This is a genomic window from Cupriavidus sp. HMR-1 (assembly GCF_000319775.1).
Taxonomy (GTDB): Bacteria; Pseudomonadota; Gammaproteobacteria; order Burkholderiales; family Burkholderiaceae; genus Cupriavidus; species Cupriavidus metallidurans.
Window position 1 is genome coordinate 20949 of record NZ_ANKP01000277.1, and the last position, 16400, is coordinate 37348.

12 protein-coding genes are annotated in these 16400 nt (G+C 63.9%); 5 read left to right on the top strand and 7 right to left on the bottom strand.

Annotated features, from left to right (window positions below):
- Positions 1-304 precede the first annotated feature (304 nt).
- From D769_RS29615 to D769_RS29630, 4 genes are all read right to left on the bottom strand, one after another.
- Positions 305-1081 (bottom strand): fumarylacetoacetate hydrolase family protein, encoded by a 777-nt coding sequence (locus tag D769_RS29615; RefSeq protein WP_008652303.1) that lies wholly within the window; start codon positions 1079-1081, stop codon positions 305-307.
- 139 nt (positions 1082-1220) lie between these two features.
- Positions 1221-3350 carry an acetate--CoA ligase family protein gene (locus tag D769_RS29620; RefSeq protein ID WP_008652304.1) on the bottom strand — a complete coding sequence of 710 codons (2130 nt, stop codon included), beginning with the start codon at positions 3348-3350 and terminating at the stop codon, positions 1221-1223.
- 167 nt (positions 3351-3517) lie between these two features.
- Positions 3518-4750, bottom strand: a complete 1233-nt coding sequence (gene frc / locus D769_RS29625) for a formyl-CoA transferase (RefSeq protein WP_008652305.1) — start codon at positions 4748-4750, stop codon at positions 3518-3520.
- A 54-nt stretch (positions 4751-4804) separates the two neighbouring features.
- Complete coding sequence (locus D769_RS29630) at positions 4805-6559, bottom strand: thiamine pyrophosphate-binding protein (RefSeq protein WP_008652307.1); 1755 nt, start codon at positions 6557-6559, stop codon at positions 4805-4807.
- Positions 6560-6954: 395 nt separating this feature from the next.
- Between D769_RS29630 and sucC the strand changes: the two genes are divergently transcribed.
- Positions 6955-8166, top strand: a complete 1212-nt coding sequence (sucC, locus tag D769_RS29635) for an ADP-forming succinate--CoA ligase subunit beta (RefSeq protein WP_008652308.1) — start codon at positions 6955-6957, stop codon at positions 8164-8166.
- Position 8167: 1 nt separating this feature from the next.
- On the top strand, positions 8168-9040 hold the full coding sequence (gene sucD, locus D769_RS29640) for a succinate--CoA ligase subunit alpha (protein WP_008652312.1): 873 nt from the start codon (positions 8168-8170) through the stop codon (positions 9038-9040).
- Between the two features lie 112 nt (positions 9041-9152).
- On the opposite strand, the gene D769_RS29645 is transcribed toward sucD, so the two are convergent.
- Positions 9153-9875 (bottom strand): GntR family transcriptional regulator, encoded by a 723-nt coding sequence (locus D769_RS29645; protein ID WP_008652314.1) that lies wholly within the window; start codon positions 9873-9875, stop codon positions 9153-9155.
- 248 nt (positions 9876-10123) lie between these two features.
- Positions 10124-11131, bottom strand: coding sequence for a 2-dehydropantoate 2-reductase (locus tag D769_RS29650; RefSeq protein ID WP_008652316.1), 1008 nt, complete (start codon positions 11129-11131; stop codon positions 10124-10126).
- A 195-nt stretch (positions 11132-11326) separates the two neighbouring features.
- On the opposite strand from D769_RS29650, the gene D769_RS29655 reads away from it, so the two are divergent.
- Positions 11327-12088, top strand: a complete 762-nt coding sequence (locus D769_RS29655; RefSeq protein ID WP_008652320.1) for a TerC family protein — start codon at positions 11327-11329, stop codon at positions 12086-12088.
- 61 nt (positions 12089-12149) lie between these two features.
- On the opposite strand, the gene D769_RS29660 is transcribed toward D769_RS29655, so the two are convergent.
- Positions 12150-13049: a LysR family transcriptional regulator gene (locus tag D769_RS29660; RefSeq protein WP_008652321.1), complete on the bottom strand. Its 900-nt coding sequence runs from the start codon at positions 13047-13049 to the stop codon at positions 12150-12152.
- A 126-nt stretch (positions 13050-13175) separates the two neighbouring features.
- On the opposite strand from D769_RS29660, the gene D769_RS29665 reads away from it, so the two are divergent.
- Positions 13176-13949: an SDR family oxidoreductase gene (locus tag D769_RS29665; protein WP_008652323.1), complete on the top strand. Its 774-nt coding sequence runs from the start codon at positions 13176-13178 to the stop codon at positions 13947-13949.
- 220 nt (positions 13950-14169) lie between these two features.
- Positions 14170-16254 carry a ParB/Srx family N-terminal domain-containing protein gene (locus D769_RS29670; RefSeq protein ID WP_008652324.1) on the top strand — a complete coding sequence of 695 codons (2085 nt, stop codon included), beginning with the start codon at positions 14170-14172 and terminating at the stop codon, positions 16252-16254.
- Positions 16255-16400 lie beyond the last annotated feature (146 nt).

The following is a 16400-nucleotide window of genomic DNA, read 5'->3' on the forward strand; positions in this document are numbered from 1 at the left end:
GGCATCTGAAAATGGCCAAGGCTGCGCTGGAGGACCGCATCGAGCCCACGGACCCGAGCTTTGTTCTGGCCTTGCGCCTGATACAGAGCGAACTGATCTGGACAGCCAGCATGGCTCAGGCAAGCTGCCGGCCTATCTGCAGCGCATGCGCGTCAAACTTCAGTTGGCGATCATCCAAAAGCGACGGGGGCATAAATGCCCCCGTGTGGTCAAAGCCCTGCCTAAGCGCTACAACGTCCGATTCTTCAGACAGACCATCAGCGAAACGGCCTTACCCCGCGCGGGGCCTTTTGTCGTTCCTCGGCTATCCCTTCACGTGATTGACCAGAGCGCCGATCCCGGCGATCGACACCTCGACCACGGCGCCGTCCTTCATCGATCCGACGCCGAGCGACGTACCGCAGGCAATCACGTCGCCGGGCATCAGCGTCAGATCCTGTGAGATCCGGCTGACCTGTTCTTCGGGCGAGAAGACCATGTCGGCGAGCGGATAGTTCTGCCGCTCCACGCCATCGAGCCGCGTTACGACGCTGGCTGCGCGCCAGTCGAAGCCGGTGACGATGCCCGGCCCCAGGCAGCCGAACGTGTCGTAACCCTTGGCCCGTGTCCACTGCGGGAAGTTCGGGTCTTCGGTGATCAATTCGGCCGCGGTGACATCGTTGACCACCGTGTAGCCGAAGATGTGCGAGCCCGCCTCCGACACGCCCACATTGCGGCATTTGCGTCCGATAACGATCCCGAGTTCGCCTTCATAGACGATCTTGCCGCGATAGCTGGCGGGCCGCTCGATGGCGTCGCCTGGCCCGGCCAGCGAACTGGCCGGCTTCATCAGGAACAACGGATGCAGCGGCACGGGCTTCTCGAGCTTGCGCGCCAGCGCGTGGAAGTTGTTCCATAGCGCGACGATCTTCCCCGGCTCGCACGGCGCCAGCAGCTGCACTTCGTCGCCGGGCAGCACGGCGCCGGTGGGCTTCGAGCCGGTGTAGCCGGGGCCGTCGTACACGATGACGCGATCGCCATCGACGAGGCCGAAGCCAGTGTCTCCGCGTGGGCTGCGGAAGCGAATCCAGGTTTGCTGCATGGGGGCTCCTTACGAAAAAAGAAGAAGCCCTCGACGTGGGCTGTCATGTCGAGGGCCTTGGCAATGGAAGCGCTGGCCCTCTTCCCCTCTCACGCCGGCGCGAGAGGGAAAGAGGCAGCCGTACGAACAACCGAACGCGTCAGATCTTGCCCGCCCCTCGCGCCCACTTGTACTTTGCGCCGAGCACCGCCACCGGAATCTCCGTCGAGTACGCATAGGCCGGCACGCCGTGCTCGTACAGGTATTCCGCAGCCTCCTCGACCTGCACGTCACCGGCCAGAGACGCGACGATCGGCTTCTCGATGCCCTTCGCGCGCATTTCTTCCTTCACCTCGACCACGAGCTTGGCAAAGACCATCGGCGGCGTGATGATCGTGTGCCAGTAGCCCAGGATGATCGCGTGGATACGCGGATCTTCCAGGCCGAGCTTGATCGTGTTCTTGTACGTGGAGGGCGGCTCGCCGCCGGTGATGTCGACCGGGTTGCCGGCCGCGCCGAACGGCGGGATGAACTTGCGGAACGCCGCGTCGAGGTCATCGGGCATCGTCATCAACGACAGTCCGTTGTCCACGCACGCATCGGACAGCAGCACGCCCGAGCCACCCGCGCCGGTAATGATGACCACGTTCTCGCCCGTCGGCGTCGGCAGCTTCGGAATGCCGCGCGCGAACTCGAGCAGGTCGCGCAGCGAGCGGGCGCGGATCACGCCTGCTTGCTTGAAGACGTCCTCGTAGATCTTGTCATTACCTGCCAGCGCGCCCGTATGCGAGCTTGCGGCACGCGCGCCAAGGCTGGTGCGGCCTGCCTTCAGCACCACCACCGGCTTCTTCTTCGAGACGCGACGAGCCACTTCGGCGAACGACCGGCCATCCTTCAGGTCCTCGCAATGCTGGGCGATGATCTCGGTGTTGTCGTCCTGCTCGAAGAACGTGAGCAGATCGTCCTCGTCGATATCGGACTTGTTGCCGAGCCCGACAATCGCGGACACCCCCATCTTGGCCGAGCGCGAGAACCCAATGATCGCCATGCCAATACCACCCGACTGCGACGACAGCGCGGCCTTGCCCTTGACGTCGTACGGCGTGCAGAACGTCGCGCACAGGTTCTTCGGTGTGTAGTAGAAGCCGTAGATGTTCGGCCCCATCAGTCGGATATTGTGTTTGCGGGCGATGGCGACGATCTCGTCCTGGCCCTCCACATTGCCGGTCTCGGCGAATCCGGACGGAATCAGCACGGCGCCCGGAATACCCTTCTTGCCGACTTCCTCCAATGCCTGCGCGACGAACTTGGCCGGAATGGCGAAGACCGCGACATCGACATCACCCGGTACGTCGAGCACGCTCTTGTAGGCCGTCATGCCCATGATCTCGTCGGCCTTCGGGTGGATCGGGTAGATCTTGCCCTGATAGCCGCCATTGATCAGGTTCTTCATGACCGAGTTGCCGATCTTGCCGTCCTCGGCCGATGCGCCGATCACCGCCACCGTGTCGGGACGCATGATCCGGTTCATCTGCCGGACGATCTCTTCCTGGCTCGGGCGGTATTTCTCCGGCTGCGGCGAGTCGTCGATCACGATGCGCACGTCGGCGGCAATCGCGCCATCCTTGCTGGCGAACACCGGATTCAGGTCAAGCTCGGAGATTTCGGGGAAATCGCTCACGAGTTCGGACACGCGCTGGATCATCCCGGCCAGCGCCTCGCGATTGGCCGGGTCCGCGCCGCGCACGCCCTTGAGCACGTCCGCCGCGGCGATGCCATCGAGCATCGACAGCGCATCGTCATAGGTTGCCGGCGCCATGCGGAACGTCACGTCCTTGAGCACCTCCACCAGCACACCGCCCAGGCCGAATGCCACCAGCTTGCCGAATGATGGGTCGGTCACCGCGCCGATGATCACCTCCTGCCCGCCGCCGATCATCTGCTGGACCTGCACGCCAACAATCTGCGCGTTCGTGTTGTACTTCTTCGCGTTCTCGATAATCGTCAGATAGCCGCGCTCCACGTCCGCGGCCGAGTTCACACCCACCAGCACACCACCGGCTTCGGTCTTGTGCAGGATGTCCGGCGACACGATCTTGAGCACCACCGGGTATCCCATCTTGCTGGCCAGTTCCACCGCGCCCGTGGGCGACCTGGCGACGCCCTCCCCCGGCACAGAGATGCCATAGGCATCGCAAACCAGCTTGCCTTCGGGGGCGGTCAGCGCATTGCGGCCTTCCTTTTTGGCGATTGCGAGAATCTTGCGTACAGCATCCTTGTCATGTGCCATGTCAGGTCTCCATCTGTTCAGGCATGAATGAGGGGGGCAGGCGAAAAACGCGGCCCGAATGGGCTGCGCAAGGCGAAAGCAGGCCCACCCGCCACGCATTGGAGATGCGGGCGGCCTGCGGACTTCGCCGGGATCGGTTGAGAGAGTGTGCGTTGAGGGTGTGGGGGCTACACCGCGCCGGCGGCCTTGAGCGCGACGATCTGCGACGGCGTGCGGCCGAGCCACTCGAGGATCTCTTCGGTATGCTCGCCAAGCAACGGCGAACGCTCGACTTCCACCGGCGATTCTGACAGCGAGATCGGGCAGCCGAGTTGCACGTACCTGCCACGCTCCGGATGGTCGAGTTCGACCATATAGCCGCGCTCGTAGAGCGATCGGTCCTCGATCAGGTCCTTCATCGACAGGATCGGGCCGCACGGCACGTCGACGTCATTGAGCGCCGCCATCACCTCGAACTTGCTCTTGGTCCGCGTCCATTTCTCGATGATCGAGAAGCACTCGGCCAGGCACTTGAGGCGAGCCTCCGGCGTGGCGAACTGCGGATGCGTGATCAGATCCTCGCGACCGCACAGGCGCATCAGCGGCTCCCAGCCCTGCGGCTGGATGATGACGTAGACGAAGTCGTTGGCGCCACCGGGCGAGCAGCGCAACGCCGCACCCGGCTGTCCGCCACCCGACGCATTGCCGGCGCGCGGCACGTAGTCCTGGAAATCGTCGTTCGGATACTCCTTGAGCGGCCCGGCCGACAACCGTTGCTGATCGCGCAGCTTCACGCGGCACAGGTTCAGCACCGAGTCCTGCATGGCAACTTCCACCCGCTGCCCGCGCCCGCTCTGCTCACGGTGCAGCAACGCGGCCAGGATGCCGACCACGCAATGCACACCCGTGCCCGAATCGCCGATCTGCGCGCCGGTCACCGTCGGCACGCCGTCTTCGTTGCCAGTCGTGCTGGCCGAGCCGCCCATGCACTGCGCCACGTTCTCGTAAGCCTTGCAATCGGCGTACGGGCCGGGGCCGAAGCCCTTGATCGACGCGTAGATCAGGCGCGGATTCAGCGACTGCAGGCGGTCCCAGTCGAACCCGGCGCGATCCAGCACGCCCGGCCCGAAGTTCTCCACCAGCACGTCGCAGCGCTGCACCAGGTCTTCGAGCAGCGCCTTGCCCTCCGGCGTCTTCATGTTCAAGGTCAGGCTGCGCTTGTTCGAGTTCAGCATCGTGAAGTAGAGGCTGTCCGCGTTCGGAACATCGCGCAGCTGGCTACGCGTGATGTCGCCGCGACCAGGCAGTTCCACCTTGATGACATCGGCACCCAGCCAGGCCATCAGCTGGGTGGCCGACGGGCCGGCCTGCACATGCGTCATGTCCAGAATGCGGACCCCTTCCAGTGCCTTGTTGTTCATGGCGTTGTCTCCTTGAGGATTCTCTTGAGGCAATGTCGTGCTGGCGACCGGCCTTTACTTGTACATGGTCTGGTTCTTGGTGCCCGGCGCGTACTCGCGCGGGTCCACCCAGATGTTGATGACGGCGGACTTGCCGGTCTTCGCGATCGACTCGCGGCCGCGCTGCAGCGCACCTGCAATCTGGCCCGGCTCGCGCACCTCCTCGCCATATCCGCCCAGCATCTCGGCGAACTTGGAGAACGGCACGTCGGACAGCAGGTTGCCGACATTGCCACGGTCGTCGCCGTACTTGGCAAGCTGGCCGTAGCGGATCTGGTTCATCGCCGAGTTATTGCCGATCACGGCCAGGTACGGCACGCCGAAGCGGTTGGCCGTTTCCATGTCGAACGCGGTCATGCCGAACGATCCGTCGCCGTAGTAGCAAAGGACTTCCTTGCCCGGATTGGCCACGCCTGCTGCGATCGCAAAGCCGGTACCGACACCGAGGGACCCGAGCGCGCCCGGGTCCATCCACTGGCCCGGACGGCGCGGACGCACCGCCTGCGCGGAAATCGTGACCACGTCGCCACCGTCGCCGATATAGATCGTGTTGTCGGCCAGGAACTCGTTGAGTTCGTAGGCCACGCGATACGGGTGAATCGGCTTGTTCTCCGACTTGAACAGCGGCATCAGCTTTTCCGTGGCAACGGCTTCGGCTTCCGTCAACTGACCCATCCACTTCTTGCGCGCCAGGCGCTTATCGTTCTTGATCCGGCCACTGGCCGCCTGCAGCACCGCGCCAAGAATCGCGCCCGGATCGCCCACCAGGCCCAGATCGATCTCGCGGTTCTTGCCCACCGTGCGGTAGTCCATGTCGATCTGCACCAGCGTGATTTCCTTGCTTATGCGCTTGCCGTAGCCCATGCGGAAGTCGAACGGCGTGCCGACGATCACCAGCACATCGGCATTGGCGAATGCCTGCGAACGGGTGCGGTCGAAGTGATGCGGATCGCCCGGAGGCAGCAGGCCACGTGCGGCGCCGTTGAAATAGCCGGGGATATCGAGACCGCGCAGCAGGTCGACAGCTTCCTCATGCCCGCGCGCGGTCCAGACCTGCTGGCCATAGAGAATTGCCGGACGTTCGGCGTTGACGAGGATGTCGGCCAGTTTTTCGATGTCGCGCGGATCGCCGATCGACTTCGTCGAGGCGCGATAGTGGCCCGGGCGCGGAATCACGGCACGCGATACATCGACTTCACGATCCAGCACATCGCGCGGGATTTCCAGATAGGCCGGCCCCGGCGCGCCGTTGAAGCACTCGCGGGCAGCCATCGAGATCATGTCGGCCACGCGCTCGGTGCTGGGAATGGTGGCCGCGAACTTCGTGATCGGCGCCATCATGTCCACGTGCGGCAGATCCTGCAGCGATCCCATCTTGTGCTGGGACAGCGCACCTTGGCCGCCGATATGGATGATCGGGCTTTCCGAACGGAAGGCGGTGGCCACGCCCGTGACGGCGTTCGTGCAGCCAGGACCTGCCGTGGTCACAACGCAGCCCAGCTTGCCGGTCTGGCGCGCGTAACCATCTGCTGCGTGCGCGGCCACCTGCTCGTGGCGCACGTCGATGATGCGAATGCCTTCATCCACACAACCGTCGTAGATGTCGATGATGTGCCCGCCGCACAGCGTGAAGATCGTATCCACCCCCTCGTTCTTGAGGGCGCGAGCCACCAGATGGCCGCCGGATATGACGCCCGCGTCGCGGGACTTTTGCTTCAGCGTGTCTTCAGCCGTGGTGGTCTCGGGCCGGGTGGATACGACAGCGGACATGTCTTTGTCTCCTCGTTTGGACTGGATCGTCGGATCGCAGATCGTTGCGCTTCGGAAAGCAGCCGATCTTGATGACATACGGTATGTGATATACCACCAAACGACAAGAACAAAATGCTGGCGGCTGCCGACTTTCAACGACGCACCGCAGCATGCAGGACCACTCTCTTCGGCGTTAACCCGCAAAAAATGCCGCTTTCCGATCAATGACAAGGCATTGATGCGATCGTCTTCTGAAGCCTGTCTGCCACCCGGACAGCCTCCTCCACCGGCCCTGAGCATCAAATCCAGCTTGATTTTCTTTTTGATATATCACATACCATATTTCACGCCGTGCAAAACCGGACAGGCGGGCCCCGACCTGCGGCCACGGTGACAGACAAGCGAGGAGACACGTGAACATTCACGAATATCAGGCCAAGGAGCTGCTGCGGCGCTACGACGTCGCCGTGCCAAACGGCTGCGTGGCATTTACCCCCGAAGAAGCTGCGCAGGCCGCACGCAAGCTGGGCGGCCCCATCTGGGTGGTGAAGTCGCAGATCCACGCCGGTGGACGCGGCGCGGGCCGGTTTGCCGGCGATCCATCCGGCAAGGGCGGCGTGCGCGTGGTGAAGTCCATCGACGAGGTGCAGGCAAACGCCTCGCAGATGCTGGGCGCCACGCTGGTGACCAAGCAGACCGGGCCGGCCGGGCGCGAAGTACGGCGGCTATATATCGAGGAAGGCTGCGACATCGCGCGCGAGCTCTATCTCGGCATGCTGATCGACCGCGCCACATCACGCATCACCGTCATGGCATCCACGGAAGGCGGCATGGAAATCGAGGAGGTTGCCGCGCATACCCCGGAGAAGATCCTGAAAGTGGCGATCGATCCGGCCAGTGGTATCCAGCCGTTCCATGCCCGGCGCCTGGCGTTCGGGCTGGGCCTGTCCGGCAAGCAGGTAGCGGCGGCCACGCGCTTCATCCTGTCCGCCTATCGCGCATTTACGGAACTCGATGCCTCGATTGTCGAGATCAATCCGCTCGTGGTGACAGGCAGCGGCGACGTGATCGCGCTCGACGCCAAGTTCAACTTCGACGACAACGCCCTTTTCCGGCATCCCGATATCGAAGCGATGCGCGACGAAAGCGAGGAAGACCCGGCCGAAACCGAAGCCGCCAGGCACGCGCTGAACTACGTGCGGCTCGACGGCAACATCGGCTGCATGGTCAATGGCGCGGGGCTGGCGATGGCCACGATGGACATCATCAAGCTTTACGGCGGCGAGCCGGCCAACTTCCTCGACGTAGGCGGTGGCGCCACCAAGGAGCGCGTGACGGCGGCGTTCCGGCTCATCCTGGCCGACCCCAAGGTGGAAGGCATCCTGGTCAACATCTTCGGCGGCATCATGCGCTGCGATGTCATCGCCGAAGGCGTGATCGCCGCCGCGCGCGATGTCGACCTGACGGTGCCGCTGGTGGTGCGCCTGGAAGGCACCAATGTCGAACTGGGCAAGACCATCCTGCGCGATTCGGGACTGCCGATCCTATCGGCCAATCATCTCGCCGACGCGGCAGAGAAAGTCGTGGCCGCGGTCCGGGCCCATCAGAAGAAAGGAGGCAAGTGAAATGGCCGTGCTAATCGACCAACATACGCGCGTGATCTGCCAGGGTTTCACGGGCGCCCAAGGCACCTTCCACTCGGAGCAGGCATTGGCCTATGGCACGAAGATGGTTGGCGGCGTCACGCCCGGCAAGGGCGGAGAGACGCATCTGGGGCTACCGGTGTTCGACACCGTATCGGCCGCCGCCCATGCCACCGGCGCCGATGCGTCGGTCATCTACGTCCCGCCGCCGTTCGCCGCCGATGCGATCCTCGAAGCCGTGGATGCCGGCATCGGACTGATCGTCTGCATCACCGAAGGAATCCCCGTCATCGACATGGTGCGCGTCAAGCGGGCGCTGAGCGGCTCCGCCAGCCGGCTGGTCGGGCCCAACTGCCCGGGCGTCATCACGCCTGGCCAGTGCAAGATCGGCATCATGCCGGGGCACATCCACAAGCCGGGACGGATCGGCGTGGTATCGCGCTCGGGCACGCTGACCTACGAAGCGGTGGCGCAAACCACGGCAGCGGGGCTTGGACAATCGACCTGCATCGGCATTGGCGGAGATCCCGTCAACGGCACGAACTTCATTGACAGCCTGGAACTGTTCCTTGCCGATGACCAGACCGAAGGCATCATCATGATCGGCGAGATTGGGGGGTCAGCCGAAGAGGAAGCCGCGCAATTCCTGCGCGACGCGCGCACCCGCAAACCCGTGGTCGGATTCATCGCCGGCACCACGGCGCCACCGGGCCGCCGCATGGGCCATGCTGGCGCCATCATCTCGGGCGGCACGGGCACGGCGGAGGCGAAGATCGAAGCAATGCGCGAGGCGGGTATCCACGTGGCCGCGTCTCCAGCGGAGCTAGGCAATACGATGGCGGCGGCGATGCGGTAGGTTGGTCTGGCAGTTATCCCCGCTCCCGCGCTGCGGGAGCGGGGCCAGGGGAGAGGGACAGCGGCTCGATCACCGACAAGTCGCGATTTGAACCTCCGCGCCCTGTCCCCTTTCAATCCAGAAAATCGCAGTGCTTCTCGACGTAGTCCGCCAGATCCAGCGAGTGCTGGCGTACCAGCCGCTCGGCCAACTCCGTATCGCGCTTCTCCAGCGCCTCGATGATCCGCAGGTGATCGACGATCGAGCGCGCGGCGCGGTCGCTCTGCGAAATCGTCATCTTCCGGATCGCGCGCACATGGACAAAGATATTCTTGATCGAGTCCATGATGATCTGCGACTTCGACAACTGCACGATCGCCTGATGGAAGGCGATGTTGGCGTCGGAATATTCCTCGATATGCTCGGCCGGCGTGGCATCGCGGAAGCTGTCGAACATATGGCGCAGCTTGCCGATTTCCTCGTCGCTGGCGTGCAGCGTGGCTAGCCGCGCGGCCATGCTTTCCAGCGCGCCCCAGACCTGGATCATCTCGACGATCTCGCGCTTGGTCTTGCGCGTGATGTAGATGCCGCGGCGCGGCACCGTGCGCAGGAAGCCTTCCTGCTCCAAAAGGGTCATGGCTTCGCGAATCGGCGTGCGACTAACGCCGAGCGCTTCGGACAGCACGCGCTCGTCCAGACGGACTTCGTCGCGCGACTGGTAGATGTCGGCATCGGCAATAGCCTGCCGCAGCATCGCGTAGGCCTGGTCACGCAGGCTGGCACCCGCATTGATCGGCTGCAGTGAAAGGGTAAGGCCGGAAGTCGGCTGGACGTCGGTTTGGCTTTGGGCAGACATGAGTGCACTCGTAAATGGCCGGTGCCCCGGCGACCCAGATGGCCGCCGATGGCACTCGCCGATTCAGGACCAGGTTGGCGCGTGGCGCATGACGTCAAGTTTGGCATGACGCCATGCGTTTCGCGCATCAATCCCGCCGCATGCGGCGAGTTCTGGCCCGGAAAGGGGCGAATCCGACCTTTCGTATATCGTATATCACATTGACCACAATGCCGATTGTCGCCGATTTCCGGCAGACCGTCCGCGTTTCAGGCTGCCTTGGCCATTGGCGCCGCGCCTGAAGGCGCTGCCAGGGCCATCCGGTCACGTTGCTTGATCAGTCCGAGCACCGCGTCGATCATCGGTGTCGGCTGCCCGATCATTCGGCCCATCTCCTGCACCACCGTCAGCAGCGGGTCGATCTCCATCGCCCTGCCCGCCTCCAGATCCTGCAGCATCGATGTCTTGTGGGCGCCAACCGCACCGGCACCGTCGATGCGACGTTCGACGTCTACCCGGAAATGCACGCCGAAGCTCTCGGCGATGTGCTTCGCTTCGAGCATCATCTGGCGCGACAGCGCCCGCGTGGCCGGGTCCGACGTAATGATGTCGAGCGTCGCATGCGTCAAGGCGCTGATCGGGTTGAAGCAGAGGTTGCCCCAGAGCTTGAGCCAGATCTCGTCGCGGATGTTGTCGCGCACCGGGGCGTCCATATCCGCCCGCGCCATCATCTCTGCCAGACGGGTCACGCGCTCGGAGCGGGTGCCGTCCGGCTCCCCGATCGGGAATTTCTTGCCATAGACATGCTTGATCACGCCCGGCGCGATGATTTCGGCGGCTGGATACAGCACACAGCCGATGGCTCGCTCGGGGCCCAGCCCATTCCATTGGCGGGCGCCAGGGTCGACGCTTTCCAGCGTGCGCCCCGCGAACTCGCCGCCGTGCTGATGGAAGTACCAATACGGGATGCCGTTGACGCCGGTCACCACCGCAGTGTCCGACCCGAGCAGCGGCTGCATCAGGTCCACCACCCCAGGCACCTGGTGCGCCTTGAGCGTGATGAACACATAGTCCTGCGGGCCGAGTTCACGCGGGTCGCTGGCGCAACGGACCTTGGCCACCCGTTCCTCGCCTTCGATCAGCAACCGCACGCCGTTTGCCTGCATCGCCGCCAGATGGGGCCCACGGGCGATGAAACTGACGTCCGCCCCGGCCAGCGCCAGTTGCGCGCCCATATAGCCGCCGATGGCGCCCGCGCCGTAGATACAAATTTTCATCGGTTGTCTCCTCGATGGTTGTGATTGCTGAGTGATGGTTAGTTTTGATATATCACATACTATATTTCACAATCGCCGTTCGACAACCTCAATCTTTGCTGTATCGGCTACGCCAGCCTCAAGCTGTGCGCTACCATGTCGACAGTCGTCCGCTTGCGGGCCAGCGGCCCAAGCCCACCCCTTCAAGGAGTTCGCATGGAAACGCTGCTCGCACTGCTGCGCGATCCGGCCGCCTGGGCCGCATTGGCCACCCTGGTGGCCATGGAGATCGTGCTTGGCATCGACAACCTGATCTTCATCTCGATCCTCACCAACAAGCTTCCCGAGCAGATCCGCGAAAAGGCACGACGTATCGGCATCGGCCTGGCGCTGATCATGCGACTGGCGCTGCTGGCCACGATCGCGGTCATCGTGGCGTTGACCGAGCCGGTGTTCACGGTGCTCGGCAAGGGGATTTCCTGGCGCGACATCATCCTGATCGCCGGCGGCGCTTTCCTGGTCTGGAAGGCCACACGCGAGATTCACCAGCACGTGTCGCCCGAGGACGAGCACGAGAATGCCGAGAGCGCCCGGAGCACCGCTCCCGGTTTCGCCGCCGCGATCGGGCAAATTCTGGTGCTGGACCTGGTCTTCTCGATCGACAGCATCATCACGGCGGTCGGCATGACCGACCATGTGCCGATCATGTTCGTGGCCGTAATTGCCGCAGTGGTGGTGATGCTGGTGGCCGCCACGCCGCTGGCGAACTTCATTAATCAGAACCCAACCATCGTCATGCTGGCGCTGGCGTTCCTGATCATGATCGGCATGACGCTGATCGCCGATGGCCTCGGCCACCACGTGCCCAAGGGCTATATCTATACGGCGATGGCGTTCTCGAGCGCGGTCGAGGGATTGAATATGCTGTCGCGGCGACGGCGTGCCCGCGCGGCGGGGATCGAACCACCAGCGCACTAGCCGCCGAAACGCGTCAAACGCACGGCCGGGCGGGGATGCTGCGGAGGAATGCGGGCCCCGCCTACTCGATATGCTGCGCCAGCACCCTCGCCAGCCATTCACTGAATACCTGCGTTCGGCGGGACAGCAAGCGTCGATGCGGATAGACCAGTTGCACCGGCATGGGCGGCACGGGCCAATCCGACAGGACCTCCACTAGTTCGCCTGCCACCAGATGATCCCGGACATCGAAGGCTGGAATCTGGATCAAGCCCAGACCGGCCAGGCAGCAGGCGATGTAAGTTTCCACATTGTTGACCGCTACCGGCCCGTTCATCTTCAGCGTCCGCACCTCGCCTGCGTCCCTCCACTCCCAGGGCGCAATGCGTCCGCTGGCTGGCGACGCGTAGTTCACCGCCTGATGCTGGTCCAGGTCCTCAGGCTTCAGCGGCACACCGTGGCGCGCCAGATACGCAGGGCTGGCGCAGTGGATCATTCGCAATACCCCGAGCGGCCGGGCCACCAGGCTGCTCGACGTCATCTCTCCCACCCTCAGCGCGCAGTCGACGCCCTCCCGCACCAGATCAATAGCCCGATCGCTCGAGCCCAACTCGAGCGTCAGGCCGGGATGCCGTGCAAGAAAGTCCGGCAAGGCTGGCGCGACTAGCCGCCGCGCGATACGGCTGGGCATATCGACGCGCAAGCGCCCGCTGAGGACCGCGCCATGTGGCCGGAATTGCTGCTCCAGTTCCTCGCTATCCGCCACCAGCGCCATGGCGCGGTCGAGCAATGCCTCGCCGTCCCGGGTCAGGCTCACCCGCCGCGTCGTGCGGTTGAACACCCTGACACCCAGGCGGGCCTCCAACTGCTGGACGGCCAGCGACACGGTCGGCCGCGGCAGTCCCAGTTGATCCGCCGCCAGTGTGAAGCCGCCGCTGTGTGCCACGCGGAGGAAAATCCGAAGTTGCTCGATCCGGTCCATGGGGTGCTATGGATATTGGTAAGAAAACATGGATAGTTCATTCGCTACAGGCAAGTTTATCCATGAAAGGTTGCTTATTACAGTGCTGGATACCCCCTCACCCTCATCCCTTATCGGAGGTCTGAAATGTCCAAGCACAGCATCCAGGGCAAGGTTGTACTCATCGCAGGCGGCGCCAAGAATCTCGGCGGGCTGATTGCCCGCGACCTCGCGTCCCAGGGCGCCAAGGCCGTCGCGATTCACTACAACAGCGCGGCGACCAAACCCGAGGCCGAAGCCACGGCGGCCGCGATCGAAAAAGCCGGCGCCAGGACAATCACGCTGCAAGCCGACCTGACCACGGCTGCGGCCGTGGAGAAGCTCTTCGCCGACACGGTCGCCGCGATAGGTCGGCCCGATATCGCCATCAATACCGTCGGCAAGGTCCTCAAGAAGCCGATCGCCGAGGTCACCGAAGCGGAATACGACGAGATGACGGCCATCAACAGCAAGTCGGCGTTCTTCTTCCTCAAGGAGGCCGGCAAGCACGTCAACGACAACGGCAAGATCGTCACGCTGGTCACATCGCTGCTGGGCGCCTTCACGCCGTTCTATGCGTCGTACGCCGGCACCAAGGCACCCGTCGAACACTTCACGCGGGCGGCAGCGAAGGAGTTCGGCGAGCGTGGCATCTCGGTGACAGCCGTTGGCCCCGGCCCAATGGATACGCCGTTCTTCTATCCCGCAGAAGGCCCGGAAGCCGTGGCCTATCACAAGACCGCCGCTGCGCTCTCGCCGTTCAGCAAGACCGGCCTGACCGACATCGAGGACGTCGTGCCCTTCATTCGGCATCTCGTGAGCGATGGCTGGTGGATCACGGGCCAGACGATCCTCATCAACGGCGGATACACCACCAAGTAATCGAGTGACGCGGCGGACCCGCGTCCGCCGCGTGTTGCACACCCCATGTCCTGTCCGATTGGCAGGCTGTCACGAGTCTGTCATTCCCGCTCCCTAGACTGGCGCGCGACCACGTGTCGCCAAGCGCACACGTTCAACAACAAGTCAAAAAAGGGAATCGGACATGGGAAGCAGGGCGAGGACACCGGGACTTTGGGTTCGGCAGGGTATTGGCGCAACGATGCTGGTACTCGCGGCGGCGGCGCTGAGCGCGTGCGGCGGCGATGACAATGGCACGGCGAACACCGGCAGCAGCAACAACGGCGCGGGTAGCGGCAACAGCGGCACCGGCGGCACGGGCTCGGGTAACGGCAATGGCAACGGCGGCACGACGCAGCCTGCGGTGGTCAAGCCGCTGGCGGGCGGCTCGCTCTACGTTGGGGCGGTGAGCTTTGGCGATACCGTATCCATCGAACTCGACCAGCCGGCGGCCGGGCAACTGACGCTACGCTTCCTCGACTCCCGTTTCGGTCTGGCCGGCACACTGGTCGGCCAGTATTCGGTCGACGGCAATACTTACCGCGTGAAAAACCTCGCGGCCAGCTCGAACGATGTCCCTGCCGCCCTGGCCACGGCCGCGTCGACCGTGACCTTCAGCTTCACGCTCGATGACAGCGTGTTGTCCGGCGCGCTCGGCCAGGTACCGAACCTCGTCGCTGGCAATGGCGCGCTGTTGCAAGGCTATGTATCGGCCGCCAACCGTGGCGCGCAACTGGCCGACATCGCCGGTACCTACAGTTATATGCGCCAGGCCGGGGGCACCGCAATCGCGGGCCAGCTTGGCATCCAATCGGATGGCTCGGTGCGCGTCTGCGCGGGACAGAGCTACAGCGCGACCTGCGCGGGTGGTCAATCCGGCCAACTCTCTCCCGACGCCGACCAGGTCCGCTATCCGGGCGCATTTTCCCTGACGGTTGCCGGCGCCAAGGTGGGCCGCCTGTTCGTCGGTCGGCAGCAAGGCAGCGTCGCATTGTTCGTCGATGAAACCGGAGCCGGCTCCAGCAGCATCCCAGGTAGCTGGGTCGTGCGTTCCGCCGCGCCCGTGACAGCCAACGGCATCAATGGCGACTGGCTCTGCGCAGAGCCCGAACTCGACAGCAAGAACGTCGGTACAGGCCGCACGCGCCGGAACATTGTCTCGATCGCGGGCAATACGCTGGCTGCGGACAACATCCCGTCGGACGTCACGCTCACCTACAACAGCCTTGCCGGCAGCACGACCAACGGCCTGGTGTCTGGCTCGTGGCAGGAAACGGTCAACGGCCTGTCGCAAAGCGCAGGCCTGGCGTGGCTGCCGGTCAGCAACAAACTGGCCTACCAGTTGCGCCAGGTCCCGGGCTCCCAGCAACTGCTGCCTGGTGTCTGCGCCCCCCTGCCCGCCGCCGCACCGGTCTCGACCTACCTTTCGGCCAAGGCCAACGACGTCATCCTCGTCACACTGGCCGATCTGCGCCCGACGCAACCCGCCATCGGCCGCGACCAGATCTATTACAAGCTGGGCCGCTACGCCGCCGACCCCGTGAAGCGATTTGACGACGTTTGCGAGGCCAACGGCCAGAACAAGACCAAGACGTCGGATGCCAACTCCCGCATCGATACGCTGGCCTCGTTCACCTGCACGAAGGCGATTGGCGATAAGCCGGCCGATATGAAAACACTGGTGGTCGGCCCTTACGGCGAGCCTTACCTGACCGATGGCCATCACACGTTCACCTCGCTGTGGGAAGCCGTCAGCGGTGGTCCGCAAACCAAGATCTACGTGCGCGTGCAAGACAACCTGTCGACCCTGAGCCGCGCCGCGTTCTTCCGCACGCTGCGGGAGCGCAAGCTGGTCTGGTCGAAGGATGGTGACCGCCCGTCGTACCCGGCCGACCTTCCGCGTTCCCTCGGCCTTGGCAACGGGCTCAATGACGACCCGTACCGCGCACTGGTCTACTTCGCGCGCGACATCGGCTATCAGCAACTGGCGGACGCCACCGAGTTCACCGAGTTTTATTGGGGCGACTGGCTGCGCACGGTGGTGGACCTGAAGAAGGTGAACCTGAATGACACCCCCAGCTACCTGACCGCCGTCCACGCGGCCGCGGAGGCAATGGTTGCCCTGACGCCGGACACCGTGGTCAGCAATGGCAAGACGGCAGCTTCACTGGGCCGGCTCGATGCGCTGAACGAAACGGAATTCACGGCGCTGTCACAACCGCTTGGATCGGCAAAGCCGGGCAAACTGCCGTACGCGGTGGACTATCGCTTGAAGCTCACGCACTGAGCGACTTGTCGCGGAACGGAGAAAGCCGGCCCGAAGGCCGGCTTTTTCGTTTCGATCCGCATCCATTTGCGCTACGATCCGCACATCGACATTCCTCTGGGACGCTAGTCCATGGCGACATGCAACCTGCCTTGCGGTGATTTCTC